Genomic DNA, 24,180 nt, shown 5'->3' with positions numbered 1-24,180 from the left:
CTATCGTTATAAATAATAAAAAACCTCCGCCAAATTTGACGGAGGTTTTTTTGTTTGGTGTTAATAAATATCAATAAATTAGTGCGTACGCATTCCCGCTGCGGCCATCAGCAATTTAAATACTGAGGCGACAACAAACAGTGCCAGCACGCTGCCCAGCCAGATGGTGGCCATCCAGCCGACACGTTTCCAGAAAGGCTGACGGATAACGGTTTCATCATCCATTTCCCTGATGAGCTTCTTCATTTACTCCTCCGCATCTCAGTGATAGCCCTGTTCAGGCGTCACTTTCCCTCTGAACACGTAATAACTCCAGAAGGTATAAACCAGAATAATCGGAATAATAAACAGCGCGCCGACCAGCATGAATCCCTGACTTTGCGGCGGGGCGGACGCCTCCCAGATGGAAACGGACGGCGGAATAATGTTCGGCCAGATGCTGATCCCAAGGCCGGTGTACCCGAGGAAAATCAGCGCCAGGGTCAGCAGGAACGGGGAGTGGTGCGCCTGACGGTTTACCGCGCGCAACATCCAGAACGCCACCAGCAACACCAGCACCGGAACCGGCAGGAACCAGAACAGATTCGGCATACTGAACCAGCGTGCGGCGATGGCGGCGTGCGTCAGCGGCGTCCAGATGCTGATGATCACCAGCACGGTCAGAAAGATGAAAAGCAGCGGTTTTGCGCAGCGGTGCATGCTTTCCTGCAGGCGGCCTTCGGTTTTCATAATCAGCCACGTACAGCCGAGCAGGGCGTAGGTCACGACCAACCCGAAGCCGCAGAACAGATTGAACGGCGTCAGCCAGTCCAGCGCGCCACCGGCATAGGCGCGGTTAACCACCGGAATGCCGCCGACGACCGCGCCGAGCACCACGCCCTGACAAAACGTTGCCAGCACTGAACCGGCGATAAACGATTTGTCCCAGACATGACGCTTTGCCGGACTGGCCTTGAAGCGAAACTCAAAGGCCACGCCGCGGAAAATCAGGCCGAACAGCATTAATGTGAGCGGGATAGTCAGCGCGTCGAGCACCACGGAATACGCCAGCGGAAACGCGCCAAACAGCGCCGCGCCGCCCAGCACCAGCCAGGTTTCGTTGCCGTCCCAGACAGGCGCGACGGTGTTCATCATCACATCGCGTTCATGTTCTGCTCTCACCAGCGGAAAAAGCAGGCCGATGCCCAGATCAAAGCCGTCCATCACCACGTACATCATCACGCCAAAGACGATGATCAAAAACCAAATCAGCGGAAGATCGATACCCATTTCAGACTCCTTCGTCGTTCAGCGGTTCTTTAACAGCCGACAGCGGACGCGCCGGTGTGCGATGTTGCCCCGGTCCGCCGTGATCCTGATTCTGACCCTCATGCGGCTGCGGCCCTTTGCGGATAAGCTTCATCATGTAGAGATAACCGACGCCAAACACCGAGGAATAAATCACCACGAACAGCAGCAGGCTGATGCTCATCTGCATCTCGCCGTGGCTGGAAACAGCGTCTTTCGTGCGCAGCAGGCCATAAACCACCCACGGCTGGCGGCCAATTTCAGTGGTAAACCATCCCGCCAGCAAGGCCAGTAAACCTGATGGCCCCATCAGCAACGTAAACCGCAGAAACGCTTTGTTCTCGTAGAGATTGCCGCGCCAGCGCAGCCAGAGGCTCCACAATCCCAGCACGATCATCAGCATGCCGAGCCCGGCCATAATGCGGAAACTGTAGAAAATGATGGTCGAGTTAGGCCGGTCTTCTTTCGGGAATGATTTCAGCGCCGGAATTTGCTGCGTCAGGCTGTGCGTGAGGATCAGGCTGCCGAGATAGGGGATTTCCAGTGAATAACGGGTTTCCTCGCGTTCCATATCCGGATAGCCGAACAGAATCAGCGGCGTCGGTTCGCTGTTTTTATTCTCCCAGTGGCCTTCGATTGCGGCGATTTTCGCGGGCTGATATTTCAGCGTGTTCAGTCCGTGGGCATCGCCAATCAGCGCCTGAACCGGAGAAACGATCAGCGCCATCCACATTGCCATCGACAACATGGTGCGCATCGCCGGGGTATTGCGCCCTTTAAGCAGATGCCAGGCGGCAGACGCGCCGACGAAAAATGCCGACGACAGGAACGCGGCGGTGGTCATGTGCAGCAAACGGTAGGGGAACGACGGGTTGAAAATGACTTTCAGCCAGTCCACCGGCACCACCTGATTGTTGACGATTTCAAAGCCCTGCGGCGTCTGCATCCAGCTGTTAGATGCGAGGATCCAGAACGTGGACATCAGCGTGCCGAGTGCGACCATACAGGTGGCGAAATAGTGCAGACCGGGGCCGACTCGGTTCCAGCCGAACAGCATTACGCCCAGAAAACCCGCTTCGAGGAAAAAGGCGGTCAGTACTTCGTAAGTCAGCAGCGGACCGGTGATACTGCCTGCAAATGACGAGAAAAAGCTCCAGTTAGTCCCGAACTGATACGCCATCACCAGCCCGGAAACCACGCCCATGCCGAAATTCACGGCAAAGATTTTTGACCAGAAATGATAGAGGTCGCGATATTCCTCTTTTTTGGTTTTGAGCCACATCCCTTCAAGCACTGCCAGAAAACTGGCCAGCCCGATGGTGATAGCAGGAAAAATAATATGGAAAGAAACGGTGAAGGCGAACTGTATACGAGCCAGTTCGAAGGCATCTAAACCCAACATGAGAGGACCTATTTTAAAGCAGATGATGAAAGGGGATTTAACCATGAAGGGCAGTGGGTATAACAGGAACAGTGTTGTGATAATTAGGTATAACAGTTACGACCTGAAGGTGGTTTTAATAAGAGGTCGAGAAAGTTTCGGTTTCTCAATAACCGCGTTCACTTAACTCGCTTCGCCGAAACCGACCCAGACAGGGTCAGGACGGCCCCTCTCTGGTCGGTTTCGGCGCCAGCCGCTGAGCGATAGCTGTGATTGAAAAACCGAAATATTCTCGATCCAGCCCTCACGGCGACTGAGAAACCGAAACTTTCTCAGTCTGCCGACAGCGTCTCACTGCAAGTGAGAAACCAGCCGCCTCCTGCTTACTTAATATTCATGGCTTCCCGCATGGTATAGAACAAATCCGTCTGGTCGGTCAGCCCGACGACGTTCGCGGCGTGTGGCCCGAACGCGGCGATCCGCAACTGAGTCCCGGTGTGACCCTGCGAGTCATCCTCGGAATTCCCGTAGCTGATGGTCATCGGCGCGCCATCTTTAGTGGTCAGCGTTTGCGTGAGGCCGGGTGCTTTGGCGTCGGCTTCAATAATCTGGCTGGAATGCGCATGGTCGGCGGTCACAATCACCAGCGTATTGCCATCCTGACGGGCAAATTCGAGAGCTTTCTGCACCGCTTCATCCAGATCTACCGTTTCACCAAACTGACCGCACGGATTGGCGGCGTGATCTTGCTTATCAATCGACGCGCCTTCCACTTGCAGGAAGAAACCGTTCTGATTGGTTTTCAACAGGTCGATCGCTTTTTCGGTCATCGCGGCAAGCGTCGGGATCTCTGCGGTGCGCTGCGGATTGGTTTCGCAGGTGACGGCCGGTTTATCGATGTTGCCGTGATAGGTGGCTTTCGGGCCCTGCCAGCGTACCGGCATATTGCCGTCGGCGAATAAGCCCAGCAGCGGTTTATTCTGGTCGGCCTGGGTGATGGCGCTGAGCTGGCCGGCGTTTTCTACCCACACGTAACCCTGTGCCAGCGCCTGGTCTTTAAGGGATTTACCGCTGAATTCTCCGGCTTTCGCCAGCTGACTGAAGGATTTTTTGCCGCCGCCCAGCGAGACGTCGGCACGGGCCTGCAGTAACTGTTCAGTGATGGAACCGCGTCCGCCATTTTCCAGCGCGTTGCTGGCGCATTTTTCGGCCGTTTCTTCCGGACCGTAGCATTTACGGGACGTGACATGCGCAATTTGGGCGGCTGGCGTAGCGTCCTGCAATTCTGCCGTCGAGACGTTGCCGGTCGCTTTGCCTGCGGCTTTGGCGATCTCGAGAATGGTCTGGTGATCTTTACCGCTTACGTCCACGCCGATCGCGCCGTTATAGCTTTTTACGCCGGTCGTCCAGGCGGTGGCTGATGCGGCGGAATCTGTCACATAACTTGGTTTGTGTGTCTTTTTATCCAGAGAATAATGCGTGTACTGACCGGTGAGCGGCAGGGCATCGATGCCTTTGAAATAACCGCCTGCGCCTTCGGCATAATTTCGTGCGGAGGTGATTTCTGAATCTCCCATTCCGTCGCCAATCAGCAGGATTACGTTCTTCACCGTTTTATCCGAAAGCGAAGCTTTCAGCGCAGCCGTCTGATCACCGCTCAGACGACGTGCGCCGCCCGGTTCAGTCAGCACGCCTTTTGCTGCGCGGTCTGTCAGGGCGTCCGGCTGGGCGGCGAAAGCGCTGGCGGATGCGGAAACCAGCAGGGCGGCAGAGAGTGCTCGGGCAAGCAGAGAGAGAGGTTGTTGCATGGTCAAAACTCCTTTTGATAAACCGTCAGAAATAAAAAAACACAGATTGTTGTATTTTGTTACCGGCAGGTTAAGTCAGAGTTATGACGTTTTAATGACAGTTTAGGCAGGTGACTAGTAGCTCGGATGATCTCGAGGGGAAGGCCGGGATGGGGTGTTGTTTTTAGCGACTCTGTTGCTTGCTAAACCTCCTCCCGACCGTCCACTTCGCAGGGGGAAGAGCAAACCAGCCGCTCGAAAACGAGTAAGGGAACCGCGCAGCGGCAAGTTTTCTGGGCAATAGCTGCGGCAGCTGAAACAGTGCCAGCCAGCGGTAGCGCGGGTTGAGAAAAAGCATGGGAGATCGAGGAGGGAGGCGCTCTCCTTCCTCTTTGGCGGTTTCGGCGCAGCGCGTAAAGTGAACTCAGTTATTGAAAAACCGCAACTTTCCCGCTCAAGCCCCTACACGCAGGTCTTAGGACGGCAAGTCCTAAAAAAATCTCAAAAAAAAGCCCCGAAACTGTTTCGGGGCATTCTAAATCAAGAACCAATCAATGTTAGTTGATCTGCACCGGCATACCTGCACGCATCTCGATTGCGCGCTGAACCACAGTCTGGTTAACAGTTGGAGACGATGCAACGGTGTTTGCGCTGCCGGTCAGCGTGATCGGAATCGGCTGCTGGGAATCAAACTCTTCCTGGTTGGAAGACAGCGGATTGTGGATCTCAATATAACGTTTTCCGTCCGGCTCAACGGTGGCTTTCACCGGCTCGTTGATGAACTGAACGCGGGTGTCTTGCGGCACATTGTCGTACAGCCATTTGATGTCTGCGTCACGCAGACGCACACAACCGTGGCTTACACGCAGGCCGATACCGAAGTTGGCGTTGGTGCCGTGAACCGCATACAGACGGCCAACGTACAGCGCGTACAGACCCATCGGGTTATCCGGGCCGGCAGGGAAGACGGCTGGCAGGAATTCACCGCGGGCGGCATATTCCTGATGCATTTTTGCAGTCGGGGTCCAGGTCGGGCCCGCTTTTTTACGCTGAACAGTCGTCACCCAGTTCATCGGGGTGTCTTTGCCCAGCTCGCCGATACCGATTGGCAGAACGACGACGGTATTGGTGCCTTTCGGGTAGTAATACAGACGCATTTCAGCACTGTTAATGACGATGCCTTCGTGTGGCGTTTCCGGCAGGATCAGCTGCTGAGGGATCGTCAGCACGGTGCCCGGAGTTGGCAGGAACGGGTCAACGCCAGGGTTGGCTTCAAGCATGTTGCTCAAACCCATCTGGTATTGCGCTGCAAAATGTTCCAGAGGCAGGCTGCTGCCCTGTGGAACGGTAACCGTGATGTTTTCACCGACCAGACGACCATTGTTCGCCGGAAGAGGGTAGACCACAGCAAATGACGCCTGGCTATATGCAGCAACTGCCAAAACCAGGGTAAGGATTGCGCGAATGCTCATTTTCATATTTTCGTTGGTCGTTAATGCCACACTGGCAGTTGTTGTCAGGATGTTGATTTCCCCCCGATGCGGAAGTTTCCGCCCGGAGGAATAGTGTACTTGCACATAGCTCTTGAAAGGGACTCAGTAACTGTAACGAATCGCATTTCAGGGCCGCTAATTATAAGGATTTATTTCAAACAGGCCAAAGCTTTCTCATCTTGTTCGAAAAGTTCCCTTCCGCATACGCATTTTATGAGGACGGCTGCACAATTCCTTTACATTTCCGCCCTCATTTACGGCAAAACGGCACCATGACCAGCGCGGCAATGAACATCCACGCCATGACCTGGAAGATATCGTTAAAAGCCAGCGTCAGGGATTGCGCCGCCACTTTTGCGCCGAACAGCCCTTTGGCCATCAGCAAAGCGTGTGCCGCGTCCGGCGTCAGGTGGCTGATCTTTTGCGCCAGCGATCCAATCACGTCCTGCGCGTGGTCGCCGTATTGTCCTAAGCTTTCGCCGAAACGTGCCGCGTGAACGCGCGTCCAGTCTTGCAACCAGGTATTCACCGTCGCAATACCGACAGCGCCGCCGAGATTTCGCATCAGGTTAAACAAGCCCGACGCATAGCGCAGTTCCGGCCCCTGAAAGGCGGTCAGCGCCATATTTACGCTCGGCACGATGCACAACATGATGAATAACCCGCGCACTACCTGCGGCCAGAAAAACTGTTCAGCCCCCCAGTAAGGCGTGACGGCGGTCGTCAGCCATAAGCTCAGCGCGAAACCGGATAATCCCACGGTGATTAATATCCGGCGATCGACACGATTGATCAGGCGTGCGGCGATAATCGTGCTGAAAAACTGCCCGACGCCGACGACAAAGACCGTCGTGCCAATTTCCAGACTGTTGAAATCACGGATACGGCCGAGGAAAACCGGCGTCAGATAGGTCGAGGCGTACAAACCAAAACCGACGACCAGATTGAATAAACAAGCAAAGGTAAAGGTCGGATCGCGAAAGGGCGTCAGGCGCACAATCGGGTTTTTGGAATAAAAGGAACGCTCGAGAAACAGAACAAAGGCCACCAGCGAAAACCAGGCGGAAATCTGGATCTGCGGATCGCTGAACCAGTTTTTACGCGGGCCTTCTTCGAGCACATATTCCAGGCAGCCGAGTGCCACGGCCATCGAAAATAAATGCACCCAGTCGATACGTTTGAGCATCGAAAAATCCGCTTTATCGACGTGGATAAACATTACCGCGCCGGTCGCCACCAGCACGCCGGGTAATATGTTGATAAAGAAGATCCAGCGCCAGTCGAGAACCTGTGTTACCACACCGCCCACGGTCGGCCCAAGCGTCGGTGCCAGCACGCTGACCATCCCGAGGATCGCCGGAATAATCGCCTGCTGTTTACCCTGAAACATCGCGAAGCCGGTCGCGAAAACCGTCGGCACCATCGCGCCGCCGGTAAAGCCCTGCAATGCGCGAAAGACGATCATCGACTCGATATTCCAGGACAATCCGCAGCCGATACTGCTGAGGGTAAACAGGGCGGCGGACGCGCTGAACAGCCAGCGGGTCGAGAGCGCCTGCGCCAGAAATGCCGAGAACGGGATCATCACCAGTTCGGCAATCAGGTAGGAGGTTTGCACCCAGCTGATTTCGTCTGGCCCGGCGGAAAGCCCTGCCTGAACATCATTGAGCGAGGCGGCGACGATCTGGATGTCGATCAGCGCCAGAAACATGCCGAACGCCATAATGCTGAAAATCAGATACTTGCGTGATGTCGGGTAATCCGCTGGCGAGATCGCGGCGGGGTGATTCAGGGTGGCTGACATTTTTGTGAGATCCTGGGACTTGTTTACATGATGATCATCATATTAATATGATAACCATCATGCAATGAGGTGCGAGAAAAAATGAGCGAAGCAACAGCAGATGGCGGGCTTGCGGCCCCGCAGTCAAAAGTGAATAAGCGATCAAAACGGATCTGGGTAGTCAGTGTGGTCGCGCTGGCCGTGGCACTCGGCGGTGCCGCCTGGTTGCTGGCGGCACCATCTTCTGAGTCTACCGACGATGCGTATCTGACGGCCGACGCCACCACCGTTGCGCCAAAAGTAAAAGGCTTTGTGTCGCAAGTGCTGGTGCGGCATAACCAGCGGGTTCATGCGGGCGATAAACTGGTGATTATCGACAGCGAGGAATTTACGGCACGTCTGGCCGCCGCTCGGGGTGATCTCGACGATGCCCGCGCTCAGGTCGCACAGCAGCAGGCGGCGTTGCTCAGCCAGCAGGCGCAGGAACAGCTGGCGCTGACGCAAATCGATGCGGCGCGAACCGCCATCCGATCCTCGAAAGCCGAACAACAGCACGCCGAGGCCGAGCAGCAACGCTATCAGTCGCTGGCGGTTAGCGGCGCCACGTCCCGGAATGATGCGGATCGCTATAAAACCGTGGCGGTGACGGCGGAACAGACCTCGGCACATGCGGCTGCCATGCTGAATGTTGCACAAAATCAGGCGGCGGTGACGCACGCGCAGCGGGCTGAAATTGAAGCGGCGCTGGCGCTGGCGAATGCGGCGGTGGTAAAAGCGCAGTCGGCAGAAGATCTGGCGCAGCAGGATCTCAACCACACGACAATTTTTGCGGCGGTGGATGGCGTGGTCGGAAACCGTCAGGTACAGGTCGGCGATTACGTGACGCCCGGGCAGCGGCTGATGGCGCTGGTGCCTGATGAAGGGATTTACGTCACCGCCAATTTTAAAGAAACGCAGACCGGCAGAATGCAGCCCGGCCAGAAAGCTGATGTGCAGGTAGATGCGTTGCCCGGCGTGACGTTCCGCGGGGAGGTGGACAGCCTCGCGCCCGGTTCCGGCTCAACGTTTGCGTTGCTGCCGTTTGAACCCGGCACCGGCAATTTCACTAAGATTGTCCAGCGCGTGCCGGTGCGTATTCGTCTTGATCCCGGTCAGCCGGAAGCCAGCGCGCTGAGGCCGGGGTTATCTGTCGATGCGCGCGTTTCGCTTACGGAACCGGTCAGGTAAACTGAGGCGGCAATCTATTCGATTATCAGGGTCTTACTATGCGCTACGAAAGTGAACATAAGTCGAAAATCCGCGAGCGGATTGTGAAGGAAGCGGGGAAAGCCATCCGCGCCAAAGGGCCGTTGCAGGTCAGTGTGGCGGGCGTGATGAGCAAAGCCGGGCTGACGCATGGCGGATTTTATGCGCATTTTGCCTCGAAAGACGCCCTGATCGAAGCCGCCATTCAGCAGATGTTTAATCAGGTGATGCAGCGCTGGGACAAAGATAATCAGGGGTTGAGCGCGTCGCAGCAATTGGCGGGATACATCGATTTTTATCTGTCGCCGTGGCATCGCGATAACCGTTCGCAGGGTTGTCCGGTGTCGGCGCTGGCTTCTGAAGCACCGCGCATGACCGTGCCTTGTCAGGCTGAATTTGCGCGCGGGATTGAAAGAATTCGCAGCATGATTATCCGCCAGCTGACAGAAATGGGTGTGGAAGATCCGCAGGCGACGGCGGTGTCAGTCAGTTCGGAGCTGATGGGCAGTTTATCGCTGGCGCGATGCGAACCTGACCGGCAGGCCTCGGACGCTTTGCTGCACAGTGCAAAGGAAAATCTGAAAGCACGGCTGCATTTACCTGCCCAGAACATACCAGCGCAATAGAAAAGAAAAAGCCCTGAAAATTCAGGGTTTCTCCCTCCCCTGCGAAGGGGAGGGTTGGGGTGGGGTATTAATGGCAATCTCCTTGTCAAGTTTGCATTAAACCCACACCCCATCCCGGCCTTCCCCTCGTGAGAGTGAGAAGGAGACAATCAGAAATCATAACCTACAGTGGCGACCACGGTACGTTCCTGACCCCAGTAGCAATAGCTGGTGCCGTAACAGGCCGCGACGTATTTCTTGTCGAACAGGTTGTTGGCGTTCAGCTGGACATACGCGCCTTTCAGCTGCGGATTGAACTGCACCAGATTCATACGCACTGACGCATCAACCAGCGTTGCGGAAGGCATATGCAGGGTGTTTTCGTTATCCGCCCACTGCGTGCCGATATAACGAACGCCTGCGCCCACATCCACACCGATTGGTGATTTGTACTGACCCCAGATGGAAGCCATCTGTTTTGGTGTCACGTAAGGTGTGTTGCCGTTGTTCTGCGCCGCGTCGCGGATTCGCACTTTATTGTAGGTATAACCCGCCATCACGTTGAAACGCTCGGTGACCTGTTTCTTCGCTTCCAGTTCCAGACCCTGTGAACGGATTTTACCCGCCGGCTCGTAGTAGCTGCCCACAACTACGCGGTTACCCACGTCTTTTTGCGTCAGGTCATACAGCGCCGCGGTGTACATATCGGATGTACCGACCGGCTGGTATTTGATCCCCGCTTCGTATTGCTCACTTTGCATCGGTTTCAGCAGCGTGCCGTCCGGGCCCGGCAGGGCAGACGGCGTCATCGCCTGGCTGTAGCTAACGTACGGAGAAATCCCGCTGTCGAATGCATACAGCAGAGAAGCTCGGCTGCTGAAGTGTTCGTCTTTACGTTCGCTGTTGGAGGTTTGCGCGTAAATACTTTCGTAGCTGCGGCTCGAGGTTTTCAGGGTGTCATAACGGCCGGACAACGTCAGGAACCACTTGTTCCAGCTCATTTCGTCCTGCAGATAAGTTCCCATCTGCTCGTAACGGTTTTTGCCGCGCGAATGGCTGTAGTAATTCAGCGCATCGCCGCCCACACCGGTGTACGGGTTAAGCGTCTCAGCCGTTGCACCGTCGGATTTCACGTCGTTGATGAAGTGAGAATAATCAAAGCCCAGCACCACCTTGTGCGCGACTTCGCCGGTGGCGAAATCAGCTTCCAGCTGGTTATCGATAGCAAACGTATCGAGGGACGATTTCTCACCGGAATAGTAACGGTTCATCAGCGTGCGATCGGCGTTCCAGCCTGCCTGATACACCTGATCCAGTTCGGTATTGGAATGGGTGTAGTTGGTGTTCTGGCGGAATGACCAGACATCGTTAAACGTGTGCTGGAATTCGTAGCTGTAGATTTGCTCCCAGCGTTTGAACTGGTTGCGGGTGCTTTCACCGTCAAAGAAACCACGGCTCAGTTTCTGGCCGTACAGGCTGCCGTCGGCCGGAACTGCGGCGTGATAACCGCCGGACGGATCTTTTTGCAGATACGCGCGCAGCAACAGTGAGGTGTTTTCATCCGGCGTCCACAGCAGTTGCGGGGAGATCGCATAACGTTCTTCGCGCTGATGATCGTACTGGGTGTCGCTGCTGCGGGTCATACCGGTCAGACGGAATGCCAGCGTATCGCTGAGCGCATTGGTGTAATCGAACGCACCGCCTTTGGTGTTTTGCGTCCCGCCGGAAAGCTGGACGTGACCTTCTTCAGCAAATTGCGGACGTTTGGTGGATTCCACCACGACACCGCCGGGAATGCTCTGGCCGTAAAGCGCAGAAGACGGGCCTTTGACCACATCAATACGCTCAAGGAACCACGGATCAACCTGAATGGAGTTGTAAGTTGCGCCGTCGCTCAGAATACGCAGGCCATCAAGGAATGTGTTGTTGACGTCACCGCCGTGGAAACCGCGCAGGGAGATGGTGTCATAACGCGTTGCGCCACCGGCAAAGTTGGTGAAAACGCCCGGCGTATAGTTCAGTGCCGCATTGACGGTCGTGGCGTTCTGGTCAGTCATTTGCTGACGCGTGACCACAGAAACCGCCTGACCGGTGGTGATTAACGGCTGATCCGTTTTGGTCGCGCTTTTACTGGTTTTCGCACTGTAACCCTGCGTCGGAGCATCTGCGGTATCAGCAGGCGCGGCTTTGACAACGACGGTATCTTCGGCTGCAAGAGAAGCTGCCGGAACAGACAGCGCCATAGCGCACAGAAGCACCGAGCGTTTGAGGGGGAAAGCCAACAACATATTCATAGTCCCTATAAATAACCCGATAAATAATCGAGTAATTAATTGATGCGAGTGTATTGATGCGTGTGTATAGACCCAAAAGCCAACAACGTTCCGTACTAAAGCGCCTGTACAGAAAATGACAGGGATTAACAGAAACGAGACGAATGTTAAACTTAATGATAATTGTTATCATTATTATTTTACAAATTCAAGTGAACTTTCTGCAAAAAGTGTGAAGTGGCGACATTTTATCCGCATGAAATGAATGGGTTTTTTGATTGTTTAACGGGCTGAAAGGGGATTTTGCGGACCGGTTTCTGTTACAAATAGCGGCAGATTCAGAGAGGTTTGGGCAAATTTTCGAAAGAACCGTCCACGGCAAAGGCCGGGACGGCAGGGGTTCAGAAAGAATATTACCGCGCCATCCCGAAACCAATCTCAAACAACGGTGACTCGCTGTCGTGCGGCATATCCGACTTCTGTTTCAATACCGCTTCCATAGAAGAAGGCAGCTCGAAAGGCAGTTTTCCGGTATAGGCTTCCGTGCCGGTGAGGCGGGTAAACAGCACGGTATCACTGACGCCAAAATTGCCAAGCACCGCTTTGGCTTTATCGACCACGTTGGTGAGAATTGCCGGGCGATCCAGATAAACCGTCACGATGGTCGGGACGGATTTGCTGGCTTTCACGATGGCCTGATAATCGGCGTTGCTTTCGGTGAACGCCAGTGAACCTTCATGATGGCGTTTGCCGAAGAACCACTGCTGATGCGGCTGTTCATAAGGCGCCTGTGCGCGGATCAGCGCCACATCAGCTTTTTCCGGCGCATCGACAACCGTGAAACCGGCCGCCTGCGCGGCTTTCGGTTCGATGCCGTACAGCCAGATTTTCTTGCCTTTTTTCAGCGGCAAAATCTCATCTTTGTTTTGCAGCAGAACCAGCGAATGGCCTTGCGCCGCATTCGCTTCTTTCTGCCAGCTCTCGCGGCCCACGGTTTGCACCGCTTTCTGTGCATCCACATACGGATTTTCAAACAGGCCGGTCTGGAATTTCTGCACCAGAATACGGGTGACGGATCCGTCCAGGCGTTGCTCTGTCAGTTGTTTTTCATTAACCGCGTTCACCAGCAGTTGCGAATCGGTCACGCCACCAAACTGATCGACACCGGCTTTCACCGCTTTGACGAATCGCTCCTGCGGCGTCAGGTTTTCCACGCCCCACGACATGCCGCCCGGCACCGGTTCTTTTCCTTCCGGCGCGCCGTTCAGGCATTCATCGCTGCAATCATTGGTGATCAGCCAGTCGCTGAGGATCACGCCTTTAAAGCCGTATTGCCCGCGTAAAATATCGTTCAGCAACTGATGGCTGAACCCGGCACCGACCTGTTCCAGCGGTTTGCCTTCGAACATGGCATTTTTAAGGATGGAGTAGGTGGGCATGACGCTGGCGACGTTGGCTTCAAACGCGCCGGTAAACGGATAGATATGTTCTTTCAGATTGTTGCCGGGGAAGACGGCGTTTTTGCCATACACGTTGTGGCTGTCGTAGCCGTTTTCCGCCGCACCGTAGCCGACCCAGTGTTTTACCACCGAAATGACGCTGCCGCTGTTCAGCCCGTCGGCCCCGTTTTGCATGCCTTCGATGTAACCGCGCACCATGTTATGCACGCGCGCCGGATCTTCGCCAAAGGTTCCGCTGATGCGTGCCCAGCGTGGCTCGGTGGCCAGATCGGCCTGCGGTGAAAGGGCTTCGCGGATACCGACTGCCAGGTATTCCTGACGAACAATATCGGCATAACGGCGGGTGACTTTTTCATCATTAATCGCCGCCAGCCCGAGCGTTTCGGGCCATTGCGTAAATTTGCCGGAAGAGGTGCTCGCGCCAATCAGATATTCAAAGGAATTACGCGGATCGCTGCTGATGGTCACCGGGATCCCCAGCCGCGTCCCTTCGGCAATTTGCTGAAGTTTGTTGTTTTCTTCGGCCATAACCGCCGGATCTTCCGCTGAAAGACGGGTGATGAGGCTGTTGACTTTGGCACCGGCGATCATTTTTTTCGCCGCGTCAGTATCGTAATGCGTTCCGGCACCCACCGGGCTGTTGGCCGTCGGGGCAGAGCCGTGCATCATCACGCCTGCTTTTTCTTCCAGCGTCATGCGCCTGACCAGATCTGCCGCTCGCGCTTCGGGCGTCAGTCGCCAGTCTTCATAAGGTTCAAGTTTTCCCGAATGGTTGAGATCTTTGAATTTCAGCCCGTCAACGTTCAGCAACGTCGTTTCACGTTGGCTGAGTTCAGGCTGAGTGTCAGCGGCAAAAACAGACGGGGAGGTCAGCAGCAGGGCAGAAACAGCAAGGCTCAGAGGTTTGATCTTCATTATCATCCTTAATGATTGATATATATAGATACTCAATCTTTAATCAATAACCTATTTATGAGCTGGATATTGCGACCGGGTTCGCAAATAAAAATCCACAGATATCATGGGGCATTGCGCCCCACACAAATTATCAACCCAGCGCCATCCCCAATACCGCGCCGACCGCCAGCACCCACAGCGGGTGGATACGTTTATTCAGGGCCATCAGCGTACACACGGCAATTACACCGGCGAGGGTCATTGTGGTGGCGGATGCCCTGGCGATTAACAATCCGCTCGAGACTACCAGCCCCACGGTGACCGGCACCAGGCCGCGCTGGATCAGCTGCCGCCACGGTCTGTCTTTGTAACGTTTCCAGCCGCCCATGACGATAATTGTCACGATGGAGGACGGGCCGAATTTTGCCAGCGACGAAACCAGTAATCCTGACCACCCCGCGACCTGCCAGCCAATCAGCGGCACGATCATCATATTCGGGCCCGGCGCGGCCTGCGCCAGTGCAAACAGGGCGCTGAATTCCTGCGCGCTCATCCAGTGATGCACATCCACCACCGCGCGCTGCATCTCGGGGAGAATGGTATTTCCGCCGCCAAACGCCAGCAGGGAAAGTTCGGTAAACAACAGGGCGAGTGAGAGTAAAACGGCCATCAGAATTTACTCCGCGCACAGATAAAAATGCTGACCGGTGCCAGAACCAGCATGACCGGTAGCATCGGGATACGGAACGCGGCAATGGCGATGACGCCCGCGGCGACCAGCGCCAGCTGTAGCCATTTTCCCCACAGCGGCGCAAGCATTTTGAGGCCCGTGGAGAGCAGCAATCCCGCCGCCGCCGCGGCCATACCGGCGAACAGATGTTCTACCAGCGGTTCATTTTGATAACGCGCATAGACTAAACCGAGCAGCACAACGCAAATCGTCGGCGCGAGGATCAGCCCGAGAATGGCGGAAAGCGCACCGCGCAGCCCGCGAAATTCCATCCCTAATGCGACCGATAAATTGATGATATTGCCGCCGGGCAAAAACTGGCACAGCCCGAGCAGTTCGGTAAACTGTGCGGCGGTCAGCCAGCGGCGTTTATCCACCAGCATGTGCCGCGCCATCGGCAATACGCCACCAAAACCTGTCAGGCCCAGAACGAAAAAGCCCATGAAAAGTTGCCCGCAATCGGGTGCAGGCGCGGTCTGGTCTTCGGTACTGAGCATGATTTTTTCCTGCGTGTAATCGGCCATCTCGACACTCTCCCTCAAATGTAATTCAAAGCCGCCAGAGGCGTAAATTTCGTTACGGATCATGCACGCTGTCATGACATGATGTCTAATGCCTTTAATAGCGCCAACAGATACCCGGAGGGTATGGCAATGATCGAACTGAAACGGCTTAACGCCTTTGTCACCGTGGTGGAAAGCGGCAGTATTACCCGTGCTGCTGAGTTGTTGTTTATTCAGCAGCCGCCGCTGACGCGCCTGTTGCAGGCGCTGGAGCAGGATTTTGGCGTGCCTTTATTACAGCGTTTACCGCGCGGGGTGATCCCGACCGAAGCCGGTGAGGTGTTGTTGCAGGAAGCGCGCGCGGTGCTGGCGCGGGCGGAGCAACTGAATGCGGCGATGCGTCGTGCGGCACAGGGCGAGCAGGGGCGCATCCGCATTGGGTTCACCAGCTCGGCGGCGCTGCATACGTTTGTCCCCGCGCTGTTGCGTCGTTATCGCGAGATTTATCCGTCCGTCAGCACGCAGCTTGAGGAAAGCGGCAGCGGTGAGTTGCTGGAAGCCGTGGTGGCCGGGCAGCTTGACGTGGCGTTTGTGCGCATGCCGGTCAAAGACATGCCGGAACTGGAGATGGAAAAAGTGCTGGAAGAGCCGATGTGGGTCGCCGTTCCCGCCGGACATCGGCTGGCGGCGCGGGTGTCCGGTCAGCCGCTGAAACTTGAAGAACTGAGCAACGAACCCTTTGTGCTTTACCGACGGCGTGCCGGGCAGGGGTTGTACGATGCGATACTCGCGGCATATGTCCGCGCCGGATTCAGCCCGCATATTGTGCAGGAAGCGCCGCGGCTGACGTCATGCCTAAGTCTTGTCGGTGCGGGTCTGGGCGTTTCGATTGTTCCGGCGTCAATGACGCGGCTCGGCGGCGACGGCGTGGTGTTTTTGCCACTTGATGGCAGCACGCGGCTCAGCGCGCCGTTATATCTCGCACGGCGGGAAGACAGCCATGCATCGTCTATAATAAGTACGTTTTGTCAGCTGGTCAGAAAGCAGCTGGCCGGGGATTAAAGATGTTGCTCGGAGATGTGTTTTTGCGTGGATTCGACGGTGATGCCGTCGGATTCGATGGCGCTGAGCAGGCAATCGAGCAGGCCGGGGAAGCGGGCGTCCAGATCTTCACGGCGCAGAGAAAGTAAATTAGCGCGTCCGTCCGGGCGCTGCCAGATCACGCCGCTGTCACGCAACACGCGCCAGTGGTGGGTTAGCGTCGATTTCGATAAGCCCTGCAACAGGGTGCCGCACGGGTGTTCGCCGCCTTTCGCTAAGGTGCGGATCACCGCCAGACGTAGCGGATTTCCCAGCGCAGTCAGCACATTTTCGAGACGAATCTGCTCGCGTTCGGGGTGGTTGGCTATCATCGGATCATCCTCAGTTTTACCCGTCATACTTCAGGTTGCAGATGCGTTGGCGGCTCTCATTCACCCGAATCACTTACCTGAGTAAGCTCATCGGGATTCTTTCGTTTGTCGCCTTCCTGCAACCCGAATTATTTTGGGTAAATGTGTTAAGCACATTATCGCGGCCGCGCAATATAGCGTATCCGTCTGCTGCTGTACAACGCGACGGCCTCTTACCGATTTCATCAATAGAATAAAATAATTGTACGATTATACACGTACAATTGTAGTATGCTCTTCGCATTAAGAATTTTAGTCTTCACTTTATTTCTTAACTCAACTTTGTGACGGGATGTGAAATCACTCTCCGCCAACTTAGCCATCAACCAGTAAGGACGTTATATGGCTCGCAAAACGCCAATCGAGCGCTACCGCAATATCGGTATCTCAGCACACATCGACGCAGGTAAAACCACCACCACCGAGCGTATTCTTTTCTATACCGGCATGAACCATAAGCTGGGAGAAGTGCATGACGGCGGTGCGACCACAGACTGGATGGCTCAGGAACAGGAACGCGGCATTACCATTACGTCTGCGGCGGTCACCTGTTTCTGGCGCGGGATGGATCACTCGTTCGATGAGCATCGCATTAATATTATCGACACCCCGGGGCACGTGGATTTCACCATTGAAGTGGAACGTTCCATGCGTGTGCTCGACGGTGCGGTAATGGTGTACGACGCCGTGGGTGGCGTGCAGCCGCAGTCTGAAACCGTCTGGCGTCAGGCGAATAAATACAACGTGCCGCGTCTGGCTTTCGTTAACAAAATGGACCGTCAGGGTGCAGATTTCTTCCGCGTTCGTCAGATGATGGTGGACCGCCTGAAAGCCAATCCGGTGCCGATTGTGATCCCGATTGGCAGTGAAGAGCATTTCACCGGCGTGGTGGATCTGCGCAAAATGCGCGCCATCCTGTGGGATGACGACACGCAGGGCATGACGTTTACTTATGAAGCGATCCCGGCAAATTTACAGGCGCTGGCGGAAGAATGGCGCGAAAAAATGGTCTCAGCGGCGGCGGAAGCCAACGATGAGCTGATGGATAAATATCTCGAAGAAGGCACGCTGACCGAGGACGAAATTACCCTGGGTCTGCGTGTGCGCACCATCGCCGGTGAAATCCAGCCGATGCTGTGCGGCAGTGCGTTCAAGAATAAAGGGGTTCAGCGCATGCTCGACGCCGTGGTCGAACTGATGCCGTCGCCGCTGGATATTCCGCCGGTGGCCGGTACGGACGAAGACGGCAACGAGGTGTTCCGTCATTCCGACGATAACGAGAAATTCTCGGCGCTGGCGTTCAAACTGATGACCGACCCGTATGTCGGCCAGCTGACGTTTGTCCGCGTTTATTCCGGCGTGCTGAAAAAAGGCGACAGCGTCTACAACCCGGTGCGCGGTAAGAAAGAACGTATCGGGCGTATCGTGCAGATGCACGCCAACGATCGCATCGAAATAGATGAAATCCGCGCCGGTGATATCGCGGCCTGTGTCGGCCTGAAAGATGTCACCACCGGTGAAACGCTGTGCGACCCGAGCGATATTATTACGCTGGTGCGCATGGAGTTCCCGGATCCGGTGATTTCGCAGGCGATTGAACCGAAGACCAAAGCCGACCAGGAAAAAATGGGGATCGCGCTGTCGCGGCTGGCGTCGGAAGACCCGTCGTTCCGCATCCGCACCGATGAGGAATCCGGCCAGACCATAATTTCCGGGATGGGCGAGTTGCATCTTGAAATCATCGTGGATCGTATGAAACGTGAGTTTGGCGTGGAAGCCAACATCGGTAAACCGCAGGTCACGTACCGCGAAACCGTGCGTAAAACCGTTCAGGATGTCGAAGGGAAATTTGTGCGCCAGTCCGGCGGTAAAGGCCAGTACGGCCACGTGGTCTTCACGCTCGAACCGTTGCCAGCGGGCACCGGCTTTGCGTTTGTCGATGCCACCAAAGGCGGCGTTGTGCCGCGCGACTACATTCCTGCGGTCGAAAAAGGGGTTACGGAAGCGCTGAACAACGGCATTCTGGCCGGTTATCCGGTGGTGGATGTGAAAGTCACGCTGACGTTCGGTTCCTACCACGAGGTCGACTCCTCGGAAATGGCGTTCAAAATGGCGGCGATCTTTGGTTTCAAAGAAGCAGCCAAGCGCGCGGATCCGGTGATCCTCGAACCGATGATGAAAGTGGAAGTGGAAACCCCGGAAGAGTACGCCGGTGGCGTGATGGGCGATTTGTCCTCCCGTCGCGGTACGGTTCAGGGCATGGAAGAGATTGCGGGCGGCGGCGGTAAAATCATCAAAGCCGAAGTGCCGTTATCCGAGATGTTTGGCTACTCCACCGTTTTGCGGTCGATGTCGCAAGGACGTGCAACCTACAGCATGGAGTTCAATCACTATGCCGAGGCACCGCGCAATGTTGCAGAAAACATCATTGCATCGCGTGGTAAATAACTGAAACGGGCGTAATCTCCGCTCAAGACAAAACGGTCCGCAAGGGCCGTTTTTTTTGGGGTTTATTTGGAGATAGGGGATAGAACATGACGGATTTATGTGACACGATTATGCGCATGATTAATGTGTATGGTGAGTGTGATATGTCTTCTGTTTCTGGAACAAAAAAGCGAACCAATGTCACGCTGAGTGCCGATTTACTTGAACAGGCGAAAGCGTTCGGCATTAACCTCTCAGCAACATTCGATAAAGCATTAGGAGAAGCCGTGAAAGAAAAGAAAAGGAAGCTATTTTTAGAAGAAAACCAACAGGCTATGGATTCCTGTAATGCGTTTACAGAAGACGCAGGACTTTTTTCCACAGGCCGGGGCGTACTGTAATGGCACAGTTTGATGTGTACGAAAATCGGGGAGAAGCTAAAAGTCGCTATCCCTATTTCATGGACATTCAGAACCCGCTTTTTGAAAGGCTGAATGAAAGAGTGGTGATCCCACTGACTCCTGTGGAAAATTTAAGACCAATCCGTCATTTGCATCCATTGGTCAGCGTTGAAGATCAGCAGTTTGTATTAATGACGAATTTACTGACCAGTATCAGCAATTCTGAGTTGAGACATGAGCCAGTGATCAATGCGGGTATCTATCGCAATGACGTTATTGCTGCACTGGACTTACTCGTGATGGGAATTTAAGGCGCAAAAATTTGCGCCTTTTGCTGAGGTTACGCGTTAGCTGAACAGCTTCTGAGTAATAGTGGCAACGTGTTTGCCCTGATGCACGGCAATTCGCAGCTCTTCCGCACTTGGCTGACGTGAACCGTCGCCGCCTGCGAGGGTGGTTGCGCCGTAAGGTGTGCCGCCGCGAACCTGGGAAATGTCGAATAATTCAGGGGTGGTGTAACCGATGGGAACAATGATCATGCCGTGGTGGGCGAGGGTGGTCCAGGTTGAGGTAATCGTCATTTCCTGACCGCCGCCGGTACCGGTTGAGCTAAATACGCTGGCAACTTTACCTGCCAGTGCGCCTTTGGCCCATAAGCCGCCGGTCTGGTCGAGGAAGGTGCGCATTTGGCTGGACATATTCCCGAAACGAGTTGGTGTGCCGAGGATGATGGCGTCGTAATCGGCAAGTTCTGCCGGTGACGCGACGTCTGCTGTCTGGCCGGTTTTCCCGCCTGCGGCTTTAAATGCCTCTTCAGGAATGGTTTCCGGGACGCGTTTTACCGTGACTTCAACACCGGGAACGCTGCGGGCGCCTTCTGCAACACTCTGCGCCATCGTTTCAATATGACCATACATGGAATGATAGAGAACCAGTATTCTTGTCCTACCACGTTTTTCTTCTGACATGTATTATCCTCCTAATCTCGTATTTCAGGCAGCCCACACAATGAAATTGTTAGTCTCGTTTATCCGCTGGTCAACCAAGAAGCAAGATTCTGGTGACAGTCTGCGGCGGCAGCAGGATTTGATAGATAGCTTTTATGCTAATCATCAAGATGATTACTACATGACACCAGAGCATCGTTATGTGGACAAGGGCAAGTCAGGGTTTCACCAAAAACACAAAGCCGAAGGTGCTGCATTCAGACGTATGTTCGACAATGTAATGTCGAAGGTGATACCCGGTGGCTCATTAATCATTGTAGAGAACTTTGACAGGATTTCCCGCGCAGACATTGACACAGCAATTGAAGACGTTAAGAAAATGCTTAGAAAAGGAGTCGGTGTCATGACTCTTGGGGATAGTGAGTTATACGATAAATCTTCACTGACCGATCCTGTGAAATTAATTAAGCACATCATTATTGCTGAGCGTGCGCATGATGAATCTTTGCTTAAACAAAAGCGCGTGTCTGAAGTCTGGGAAAGGAAAATTAAACAAGCCAGAGAGACAGGTTTGCCAATTGGTAAGCAAATGTCAGGATGGCTTGAGCTTAGTGACGACCGAAAACAATTTTTTATAAACGAATCTAAAGCTGAAATTGTCAGAAAAATTTTTGAAATGCGCCTTGCTGGTCATTCAATGTTTGCTATCTGCAAATGGCTAAATGAACATGATTACCCAACTGTAAATGACAGAAAAGTCAGAGTATCAAAAACGCTTAAACCGAATGGGGGTAACTGGTCTGCTCAAAGTATTAAGTGTCTTCTTATTTCACGTGCAGTCATTGGCTATCTTCCTGCAAAGTATTCACCAGACCGTAAAACAATTCTTCGTGAAGAAATACCGGATTATTATCCTCGTATAATTGATGACCAAACCTTCCACGCAGTACAACAACTATTAGCAGATAGTGGGAAAGGTAAAGTTTCATCAGGTGAGCACTGGCTTTACGCAAACATACTTAGAACACTTGTTCGCTGTCGGTGCGGCTTGGTAATGATTCCATCAGGAATACGCAAACCTGTTTACCAAGGCACTTACCGATGCAATGGGATGTCAGAGGGGCGTTGTGATTATGGAAGTGTTTCACGAAAATTGTTAGACACAGAACTTTGCACCAGACTTTTCAGTAAAATAACACAGCTATACGACAGTAATGTTGACGTTCATAAGATGGAAGATTTGCAACGTAAAATTGATGTTGTTGATTCTGAGCTAACGAAGCTGACAGATACTCTCCTTGAATTACCTAACATCATCCAGATAAGAAATGCTCTTGCAGAAAAACAGAAGGAAAAGGATTCACTTTCCTTCGCATTAAAACGTGAGAAATCAAGAGTAGACAGTGCCGTTGACATGGACTTGTCCAAATTGGATTTAGAAACAACGTCAGGCAGAACTGAAGCTCATCTAATCATTAAGAAAATGGTTTCAAGCATAATTGTTAACGGTCGTGACAAGATGGTTGATGTAAATTTAGTTAACGGGAATGTAATCAAAGGTTTTGATTTATCGGGGAAAACTGACCATGCATTAACTCTCGCACATGCAACAAACGCTGATACTGCGATTGATGACATAGCAATTTTTGGTCAGCCAGTTGTCACCATCTATAGAGGCGGTGAACGTCGAGAAATTACACAACCCAGCTATAACGAGTATCCCGAAGCTGAAGAACCTGATTACCCAAACACGGAAGACTGAACATGAGTGAAGAATACGAGTATTACGCGCAATTTGAAGAGAACAAGAATACCCCAGCCAGAGCCAAACAAATGCTCGATGAGCAGTACCAGAAGAAACTTGTTGCACAGAAGGCAGAATTTGAGAGAGAGAAAGATTCTCCGATTGGCATCAGTATCAGTGGGCGTGACCCACACCGAACCACTGGGAAGAAGTACATCGTGCAACCTGATGGTTCTGTGAATTTTGACGAGTGATTGACAGGGCGGCGAAAGTCGCCTTTTTGTTACCCGAAACATAATCTTTCAATAAGCCAAATTTATGAATTTTCTTGTGGTGTGATGCTGTTGCGGTTTTAATACTCACACTTTCAATAAGGAGATTTGAAAAATGGCAATTCCTGCTTACCTATGGCTTAAAGATGATGGCGGCGCACTTATCAAAGGTTCGGTTGATGTAGTAAAGCGCGAACACTCGATAGAAATCACCTCATTCAGCCACAACCTCTACATTCCCACAGATGGCAACACCGGAAAACTGACCGGTACACGTGTTCATGGTGCGCTAATTTTTGAGAAGGAATTTGATAGTTCATCCCCGTATTTGTTTAAAGCGGTTGCGACTGGTCAGAGCCTGAAATCAGCGGAGTTCAAATGGTATCGCATCAATGACGCAGGGCAGGAAGTCGAGTATTACAACATGATGCTTGAGGGCGTCAAAATTGTCTCAGTAACCCCGATGATGCACGACACCAAAACCGTGATAAACGTGGGACACCTTGAACAGGTTCAGGTACGTTATGACAAAATCACGTGGCATTACCTTGACGGAAACATTCAGTACAGTGATGCATGGAATGAGCGTGTAACCGGATAGGTGAAACATGGATACGGTTGAAGAACTAAACGGAACGTATTTCTATCGGGGATTCTCCAATCTGTCATCAGGTGAGTTGTTGTTTTGGATTTTCTTGGATACAACCGCTGAACATTTCGGTGTTGATGACTTTCTGACAATTGGCCTGATTCTGCTGGACAGCCAACGATAGACACACGCACAAAGCCAGGAACTGCAACAAAGGGGACTTCGCCCCTCAGTAAACAGTTGCGTCATCTTCTGGACATAAAAACCAGACGATTACCCACACTGACATCTGGAAGCATTAAAAGGCTGAAGTTCTCCTATGTGACAAATCTGGGTGCTTTCGTTGGTCGGTGGATTCCGATTCTAGGGATTGTCATCATTGCTGCTGATGTCTCTGCGATAGCGTATAAGGCAACGAACAAGTACAACACCATAGCGCGGGGTAATGACAAACTGTGGTAAGTAACGAGGATGTCATAGAGTGGTACAGCCAACGGTTCAATAAGCCTGTTCTATTCTCAAAGAAACAGATTCCGGTCACGATAGACACCAGCCTTTCAACTGGTCGCTATGTATGGGCGAGTGAAACAGGTGCGGAAATCATGGATGAGTATTTTGAACATTTTGGTGTTGACCCTGCTGACTTTGATTTCTATAAGTATTGGCCTATAGAGACCTTTATTCTCTTTGCGCTGTGTACCAGTGGAAATGATCAGGATGAACCACAACCACTGACGCTCGGAATGTTGGCTGAATCTGCACGGGCGGGAAAGTGGCTCTATGGCTGACTCGTTATGAGATGGCTTGTGCAGTTTCTGCTGGCTGTGGGCTACGTGCTGGCGCTCATAATCCTGACCGTTCTGTTCACTCAGGTGATAGATAGTTTTGTAATGGTCTAATCAAAC

22 protein-coding genes and 1 pseudogene are annotated in these 24,180 nt (G+C 53.3%); 11 read left to right on the top strand and 12 right to left on the bottom strand.

Features of this window, described 5'->3' with window-relative positions; all coding sequences use genetic code 11:
- Positions 1–78: 78 nt before the first annotated feature.
- The 6 genes from ACLBVC_RS23890 to ACLBVC_RS23865 form a co-directional block, all read right to left on the bottom strand.
- Positions 79–225, bottom strand: a complete 147-nt coding sequence (locus tag ACLBVC_RS23890; RefSeq protein ID WP_152326361.1) for a DUF2474 domain-containing protein — start codon at positions 223–225, stop codon at positions 79–81.
- A gap of 36 nt (positions 226–261) precedes the next feature.
- Positions 262–1,269 (bottom strand): cytochrome d ubiquinol oxidase subunit II, encoded by a 1,008-nt coding sequence (gene cydB / locus ACLBVC_RS23885; RefSeq protein ID WP_410151696.1) that lies wholly within the window; start codon positions 1,267–1,269, stop codon positions 262–264.
- 1 nt (position 1,270) lies between these two features.
- Positions 1,271–2,689, bottom strand: a complete 1,419-nt coding sequence (locus tag ACLBVC_RS23880; RefSeq protein WP_410151695.1) for a cytochrome ubiquinol oxidase subunit I — start codon at positions 2,687–2,689, stop codon at positions 1,271–1,273.
- A 362-nt stretch (positions 2,690–3,051) separates the two neighbouring features.
- Positions 3,052–4,476, bottom strand: a complete 1,425-nt coding sequence (gene phoA / locus ACLBVC_RS23875) for an alkaline phosphatase (RefSeq protein ID WP_410151694.1) — start codon at positions 4,474–4,476, stop codon at positions 3,052–3,054.
- Positions 4,477–5,012: 536 nt separating this feature from the next.
- Positions 5,013–5,933, bottom strand: coding sequence for a L,D-transpeptidase family protein (locus tag ACLBVC_RS23870; RefSeq protein ID WP_410151703.1), 921 nt, complete (start codon positions 5,931–5,933; stop codon positions 5,013–5,015).
- Positions 5,934–6,198: 265 nt separating this feature from the next.
- Positions 6,199–7,752: a DHA2 family efflux MFS transporter permease subunit gene (locus ACLBVC_RS23865; RefSeq protein WP_410151693.1), complete on the bottom strand. Its 1,554-nt coding sequence runs from the start codon at positions 7,750–7,752 to the stop codon at positions 6,199–6,201.
- Between the two features lie 81 nt (positions 7,753–7,833).
- Here ACLBVC_RS23865 and ACLBVC_RS23860 point away from each other — a divergent pair, with 81 nt between their 5' ends.
- Positions 7,834–8,958 (top strand): HlyD family secretion protein, encoded by a 1,125-nt coding sequence (locus ACLBVC_RS23860; protein WP_410151692.1) that lies wholly within the window; start codon positions 7,834–7,836, stop codon positions 8,956–8,958.
- Between the two features lie 38 nt (positions 8,959–8,996).
- Positions 8,997–9,602 carry a TetR/AcrR family transcriptional regulator gene (locus ACLBVC_RS23855; protein ID WP_410151691.1) on the top strand — a complete coding sequence of 202 codons (606 nt, stop codon included), beginning with the start codon at positions 8,997–8,999 and terminating at the stop codon, positions 9,600–9,602.
- A 149-nt stretch (positions 9,603–9,751) separates the two neighbouring features.
- On the opposite strand, the gene ACLBVC_RS23850 is transcribed toward ACLBVC_RS23855, so the two are convergent.
- The 4 genes from ACLBVC_RS23850 to ACLBVC_RS23835 form a co-directional block, all read right to left on the bottom strand.
- Positions 9,752–11,869, bottom strand: coding sequence for a TonB-dependent siderophore receptor (locus ACLBVC_RS23850; protein ID WP_410151690.1), 2,118 nt, complete (start codon positions 11,867–11,869; stop codon positions 9,752–9,754).
- Positions 11,870–12,267: 398 nt separating this feature from the next.
- The gene (locus ACLBVC_RS23845) at positions 12,268–14,229 is read right to left on the bottom strand and encodes a glycoside hydrolase family 3 protein (protein WP_410151689.1); all 1,962 of its coding nucleotides are present in this window, start codon (positions 14,227–14,229) and stop codon (positions 12,268–12,270) included.
- A gap of 133 nt (positions 14,230–14,362) precedes the next feature.
- Positions 14,363–14,881 carry a chromate transporter gene (locus ACLBVC_RS23840; protein ID WP_410151688.1) on the bottom strand — a complete coding sequence of 173 codons (519 nt, stop codon included), beginning with the start codon at positions 14,879–14,881 and terminating at the stop codon, positions 14,363–14,365.
- Positions 14,881–15,465, bottom strand: coding sequence for a chromate transporter (locus ACLBVC_RS23835; RefSeq protein ID WP_410151702.1), 585 nt, complete (start codon positions 15,463–15,465; stop codon positions 14,881–14,883). The genes ACLBVC_RS23840 and ACLBVC_RS23835 overlap by 1 nt, the downstream gene beginning before the upstream one ends.
- A 123-nt stretch (positions 15,466–15,588) precedes the next feature.
- Here ACLBVC_RS23835 and ACLBVC_RS23830 point away from each other — a divergent pair, with 123 nt between their 5' ends.
- Positions 15,589–16,506, top strand: coding sequence for a LysR family transcriptional regulator (locus tag ACLBVC_RS23830; RefSeq protein ID WP_410151687.1), 918 nt, complete (start codon positions 15,589–15,591; stop codon positions 16,504–16,506).
- On the opposite strand, the gene ACLBVC_RS23825 is transcribed toward ACLBVC_RS23830, so the two are convergent.
- Entirely contained in the window at positions 16,503–16,856 is a 354-nt protein-coding gene (locus ACLBVC_RS23825) for an ArsR/SmtB family transcription factor (RefSeq protein WP_152327037.1), read from the bottom strand. The genes ACLBVC_RS23830 and ACLBVC_RS23825 overlap by 4 nt on opposite strands.
- 381 nt (positions 16,857–17,237) lie before the next feature.
- Between ACLBVC_RS23825 and fusA the strand changes: the two genes are divergently transcribed.
- From fusA to ACLBVC_RS23810, 3 genes are all read left to right on the top strand, one after another.
- The gene (gene fusA / locus ACLBVC_RS23820; protein ID WP_410151686.1) at positions 17,238–19,343 is read left to right on the top strand and encodes an elongation factor G; all 2,106 of its coding nucleotides are present in this window, start codon (positions 17,238–17,240) and stop codon (positions 19,341–19,343) included.
- An 86-nt stretch (positions 19,344–19,429) separates the two neighbouring features.
- Positions 19,430–19,723 carry a type II toxin-antitoxin system CcdA family antitoxin gene (locus ACLBVC_RS23815; RefSeq protein WP_410151685.1) on the top strand — a complete coding sequence of 98 codons (294 nt, stop codon included), beginning with the start codon at positions 19,430–19,432 and terminating at the stop codon, positions 19,721–19,723.
- The gene (locus ACLBVC_RS23810; RefSeq protein ID WP_410151684.1) at positions 19,723–20,034 is read left to right on the top strand and encodes a CcdB family protein; all 312 of its coding nucleotides are present in this window, start codon (positions 19,723–19,725) and stop codon (positions 20,032–20,034) included. Before ACLBVC_RS23815 ends, ACLBVC_RS23810 begins: the two co-directional genes overlap by 1 nt.
- Positions 20,035–20,070: 36 nt before the next feature.
- On the opposite strand, the gene wrbA is transcribed toward ACLBVC_RS23810, so the two are convergent.
- Positions 20,071–20,691, bottom strand: a complete 621-nt coding sequence (gene wrbA / locus ACLBVC_RS23805) for an NAD(P)H:quinone oxidoreductase (protein ID WP_410151683.1) — start codon at positions 20,689–20,691, stop codon at positions 20,071–20,073.
- A gap of 40 nt (positions 20,692–20,731) precedes the next feature.
- On the opposite strand from wrbA, the gene ACLBVC_RS23800 reads away from it, so the two are divergent.
- From ACLBVC_RS23800 to ACLBVC_RS23780, 5 genes and pseudogenes are all read left to right on the top strand, one after another.
- Positions 20,732–22,432 (top strand): recombinase family protein, encoded by a 1,701-nt coding sequence (locus ACLBVC_RS23800; RefSeq protein WP_410151682.1) that lies wholly within the window; start codon positions 20,732–20,734, stop codon positions 22,430–22,432.
- A gap of 2 nt (positions 22,433–22,434) precedes the next feature.
- A complete protein-coding gene (locus tag ACLBVC_RS23795) occupies positions 22,435–22,668 on the top strand; it encodes a hypothetical protein (RefSeq protein ID WP_410151681.1) in 234 nt (77 codons plus the stop codon).
- A gap of 133 nt (positions 22,669–22,801) precedes the next feature.
- Positions 22,802–23,287 (top strand): Hcp family type VI secretion system effector, encoded by a 486-nt coding sequence (locus ACLBVC_RS23790; protein WP_410151680.1) that lies wholly within the window; start codon positions 22,802–22,804, stop codon positions 23,285–23,287.
- A 7-nt stretch (positions 23,288–23,294) separates the two neighbouring features.
- Positions 23,295–23,737: pseudogene (locus ACLBVC_RS23785) on the top strand (STM2901 family protein).
- Positions 23,731–24,063: a DUF1493 family protein gene (locus ACLBVC_RS23780; protein WP_410151679.1), complete on the top strand. Its 333-nt coding sequence runs from the start codon at positions 23,731–23,733 to the stop codon at positions 24,061–24,063. Before ACLBVC_RS23785 ends, ACLBVC_RS23780 begins: the two are co-directional and overlap by 7 nt.
- The last annotated feature ends 117 nt before the right edge of the window (positions 24,064–24,180 follow it).

Source organism: Rahnella selenatireducens (genome assembly GCF_046449555.1).
Lineage (GTDB): Bacteria > Pseudomonadota > Gammaproteobacteria > Enterobacterales > Enterobacteriaceae > Rahnella > Rahnella selenatireducens.
Note: the sequence above shows the minus strand (reverse complement) of the source record. Positions and strands in the feature narration are given on the sequence as shown.

What these genes read in the sequence shown, in the direction of transcription:
- ACLBVC_RS23845 (WP_410151689.1), bottom strand. Translation starts at nt 14,229, where the DNA reads ATGAAGATCAAACCTCTGAGCCTTGCTGTTTCTGCCCTGCTGCTGACC.
- cydB (WP_410151696.1), bottom strand. Translation starts at nt 1,269, where the DNA reads ATGGGTATCGATCTTCCGCTGATTTGGTTTTTGATCATCGTCTTTGGC.
- ACLBVC_RS23810 (WP_410151684.1), top strand. Translation starts at nt 19,723, where the DNA reads ATGGCACAGTTTGATGTGTACGAAAATCGGGGAGAAGCTAAAAGTCGC.
- ACLBVC_RS23830 (WP_410151687.1), top strand. Translation starts at nt 15,589, where the DNA reads ATGGCAATGATCGAACTGAAACGGCTTAACGCCTTTGTCACCGTGGTG.
- ACLBVC_RS23790 (WP_410151680.1), top strand. Translation starts at nt 22,802, where the DNA reads ATGGCAATTCCTGCTTACCTATGGCTTAAAGATGATGGCGGCGCACTT.
- ACLBVC_RS23850 (WP_410151690.1), bottom strand. Translation starts at nt 11,869, where the DNA reads ATGTTGTTGGCTTTCCCCCTCAAACGCTCGGTGCTTCTGTGCGCTATG.
- ACLBVC_RS23800 (WP_410151682.1), top strand. Translation starts at nt 20,732, where the DNA reads ATGAAATTGTTAGTCTCGTTTATCCGCTGGTCAACCAAGAAGCAAGAT.
- wrbA (WP_410151683.1), bottom strand. Translation starts at nt 20,691, where the DNA reads ATGTCAGAAGAAAAACGTGGTAGGACAAGAATACTGGTTCTCTATCAT.
- ACLBVC_RS23860 (WP_410151692.1), top strand. Translation starts at nt 7,834, where the DNA reads ATGAGCGAAGCAACAGCAGATGGCGGGCTTGCGGCCCCGCAGTCAAAA.
- ACLBVC_RS23825 (WP_152327037.1), bottom strand. Translation starts at nt 16,856, where the DNA reads ATGATAGCCAACCACCCCGAACGCGAGCAGATTCGTCTCGAAAATGTG.
- fusA (WP_410151686.1), top strand. Translation starts at nt 17,238, where the DNA reads ATGGCTCGCAAAACGCCAATCGAGCGCTACCGCAATATCGGTATCTCA.
- ACLBVC_RS23890 (WP_152326361.1), bottom strand. Translation starts at nt 225, where the DNA reads ATGGATGATGAAACCGTTATCCGTCAGCCTTTCTGGAAACGTGTCGGC.
- ACLBVC_RS23840 (WP_410151688.1), bottom strand. Translation starts at nt 14,881, where the DNA reads ATGGCCGTTTTACTCTCACTCGCCCTGTTGTTTACCGAACTTTCCCTG.
- ACLBVC_RS23795 (WP_410151681.1), top strand. Translation starts at nt 22,435, where the DNA reads ATGAGTGAAGAATACGAGTATTACGCGCAATTTGAAGAGAACAAGAAT.
- phoA (WP_410151694.1), bottom strand. Translation starts at nt 4,476, where the DNA reads ATGCAACAACCTCTCTCTCTGCTTGCCCGAGCACTCTCTGCCGCCCTG.
- ACLBVC_RS23865 (WP_410151693.1), bottom strand. Translation starts at nt 7,752, where the DNA reads ATGTCAGCCACCCTGAATCACCCCGCCGCGATCTCGCCAGCGGATTAC.
- ACLBVC_RS23880 (WP_410151695.1), bottom strand. Translation starts at nt 2,689, where the DNA reads ATGTTGGGTTTAGATGCCTTCGAACTGGCTCGTATACAGTTCGCCTTC.
- ACLBVC_RS23835 (WP_410151702.1), bottom strand. Translation starts at nt 15,465, where the DNA reads ATGGCCGATTACACGCAGGAAAAAATCATGCTCAGTACCGAAGACCAG.
- ACLBVC_RS23870 (WP_410151703.1), bottom strand. Translation starts at nt 5,933, where the DNA reads ATGAAAATGAGCATTCGCGCAATCCTTACCCTGGTTTTGGCAGTTGCT.
- ACLBVC_RS23815 (WP_410151685.1), top strand. Translation starts at nt 19,430, where the DNA reads ATGACGGATTTATGTGACACGATTATGCGCATGATTAATGTGTATGGT.
- ACLBVC_RS23855 (WP_410151691.1), top strand. Translation starts at nt 8,997, where the DNA reads ATGCGCTACGAAAGTGAACATAAGTCGAAAATCCGCGAGCGGATTGTG.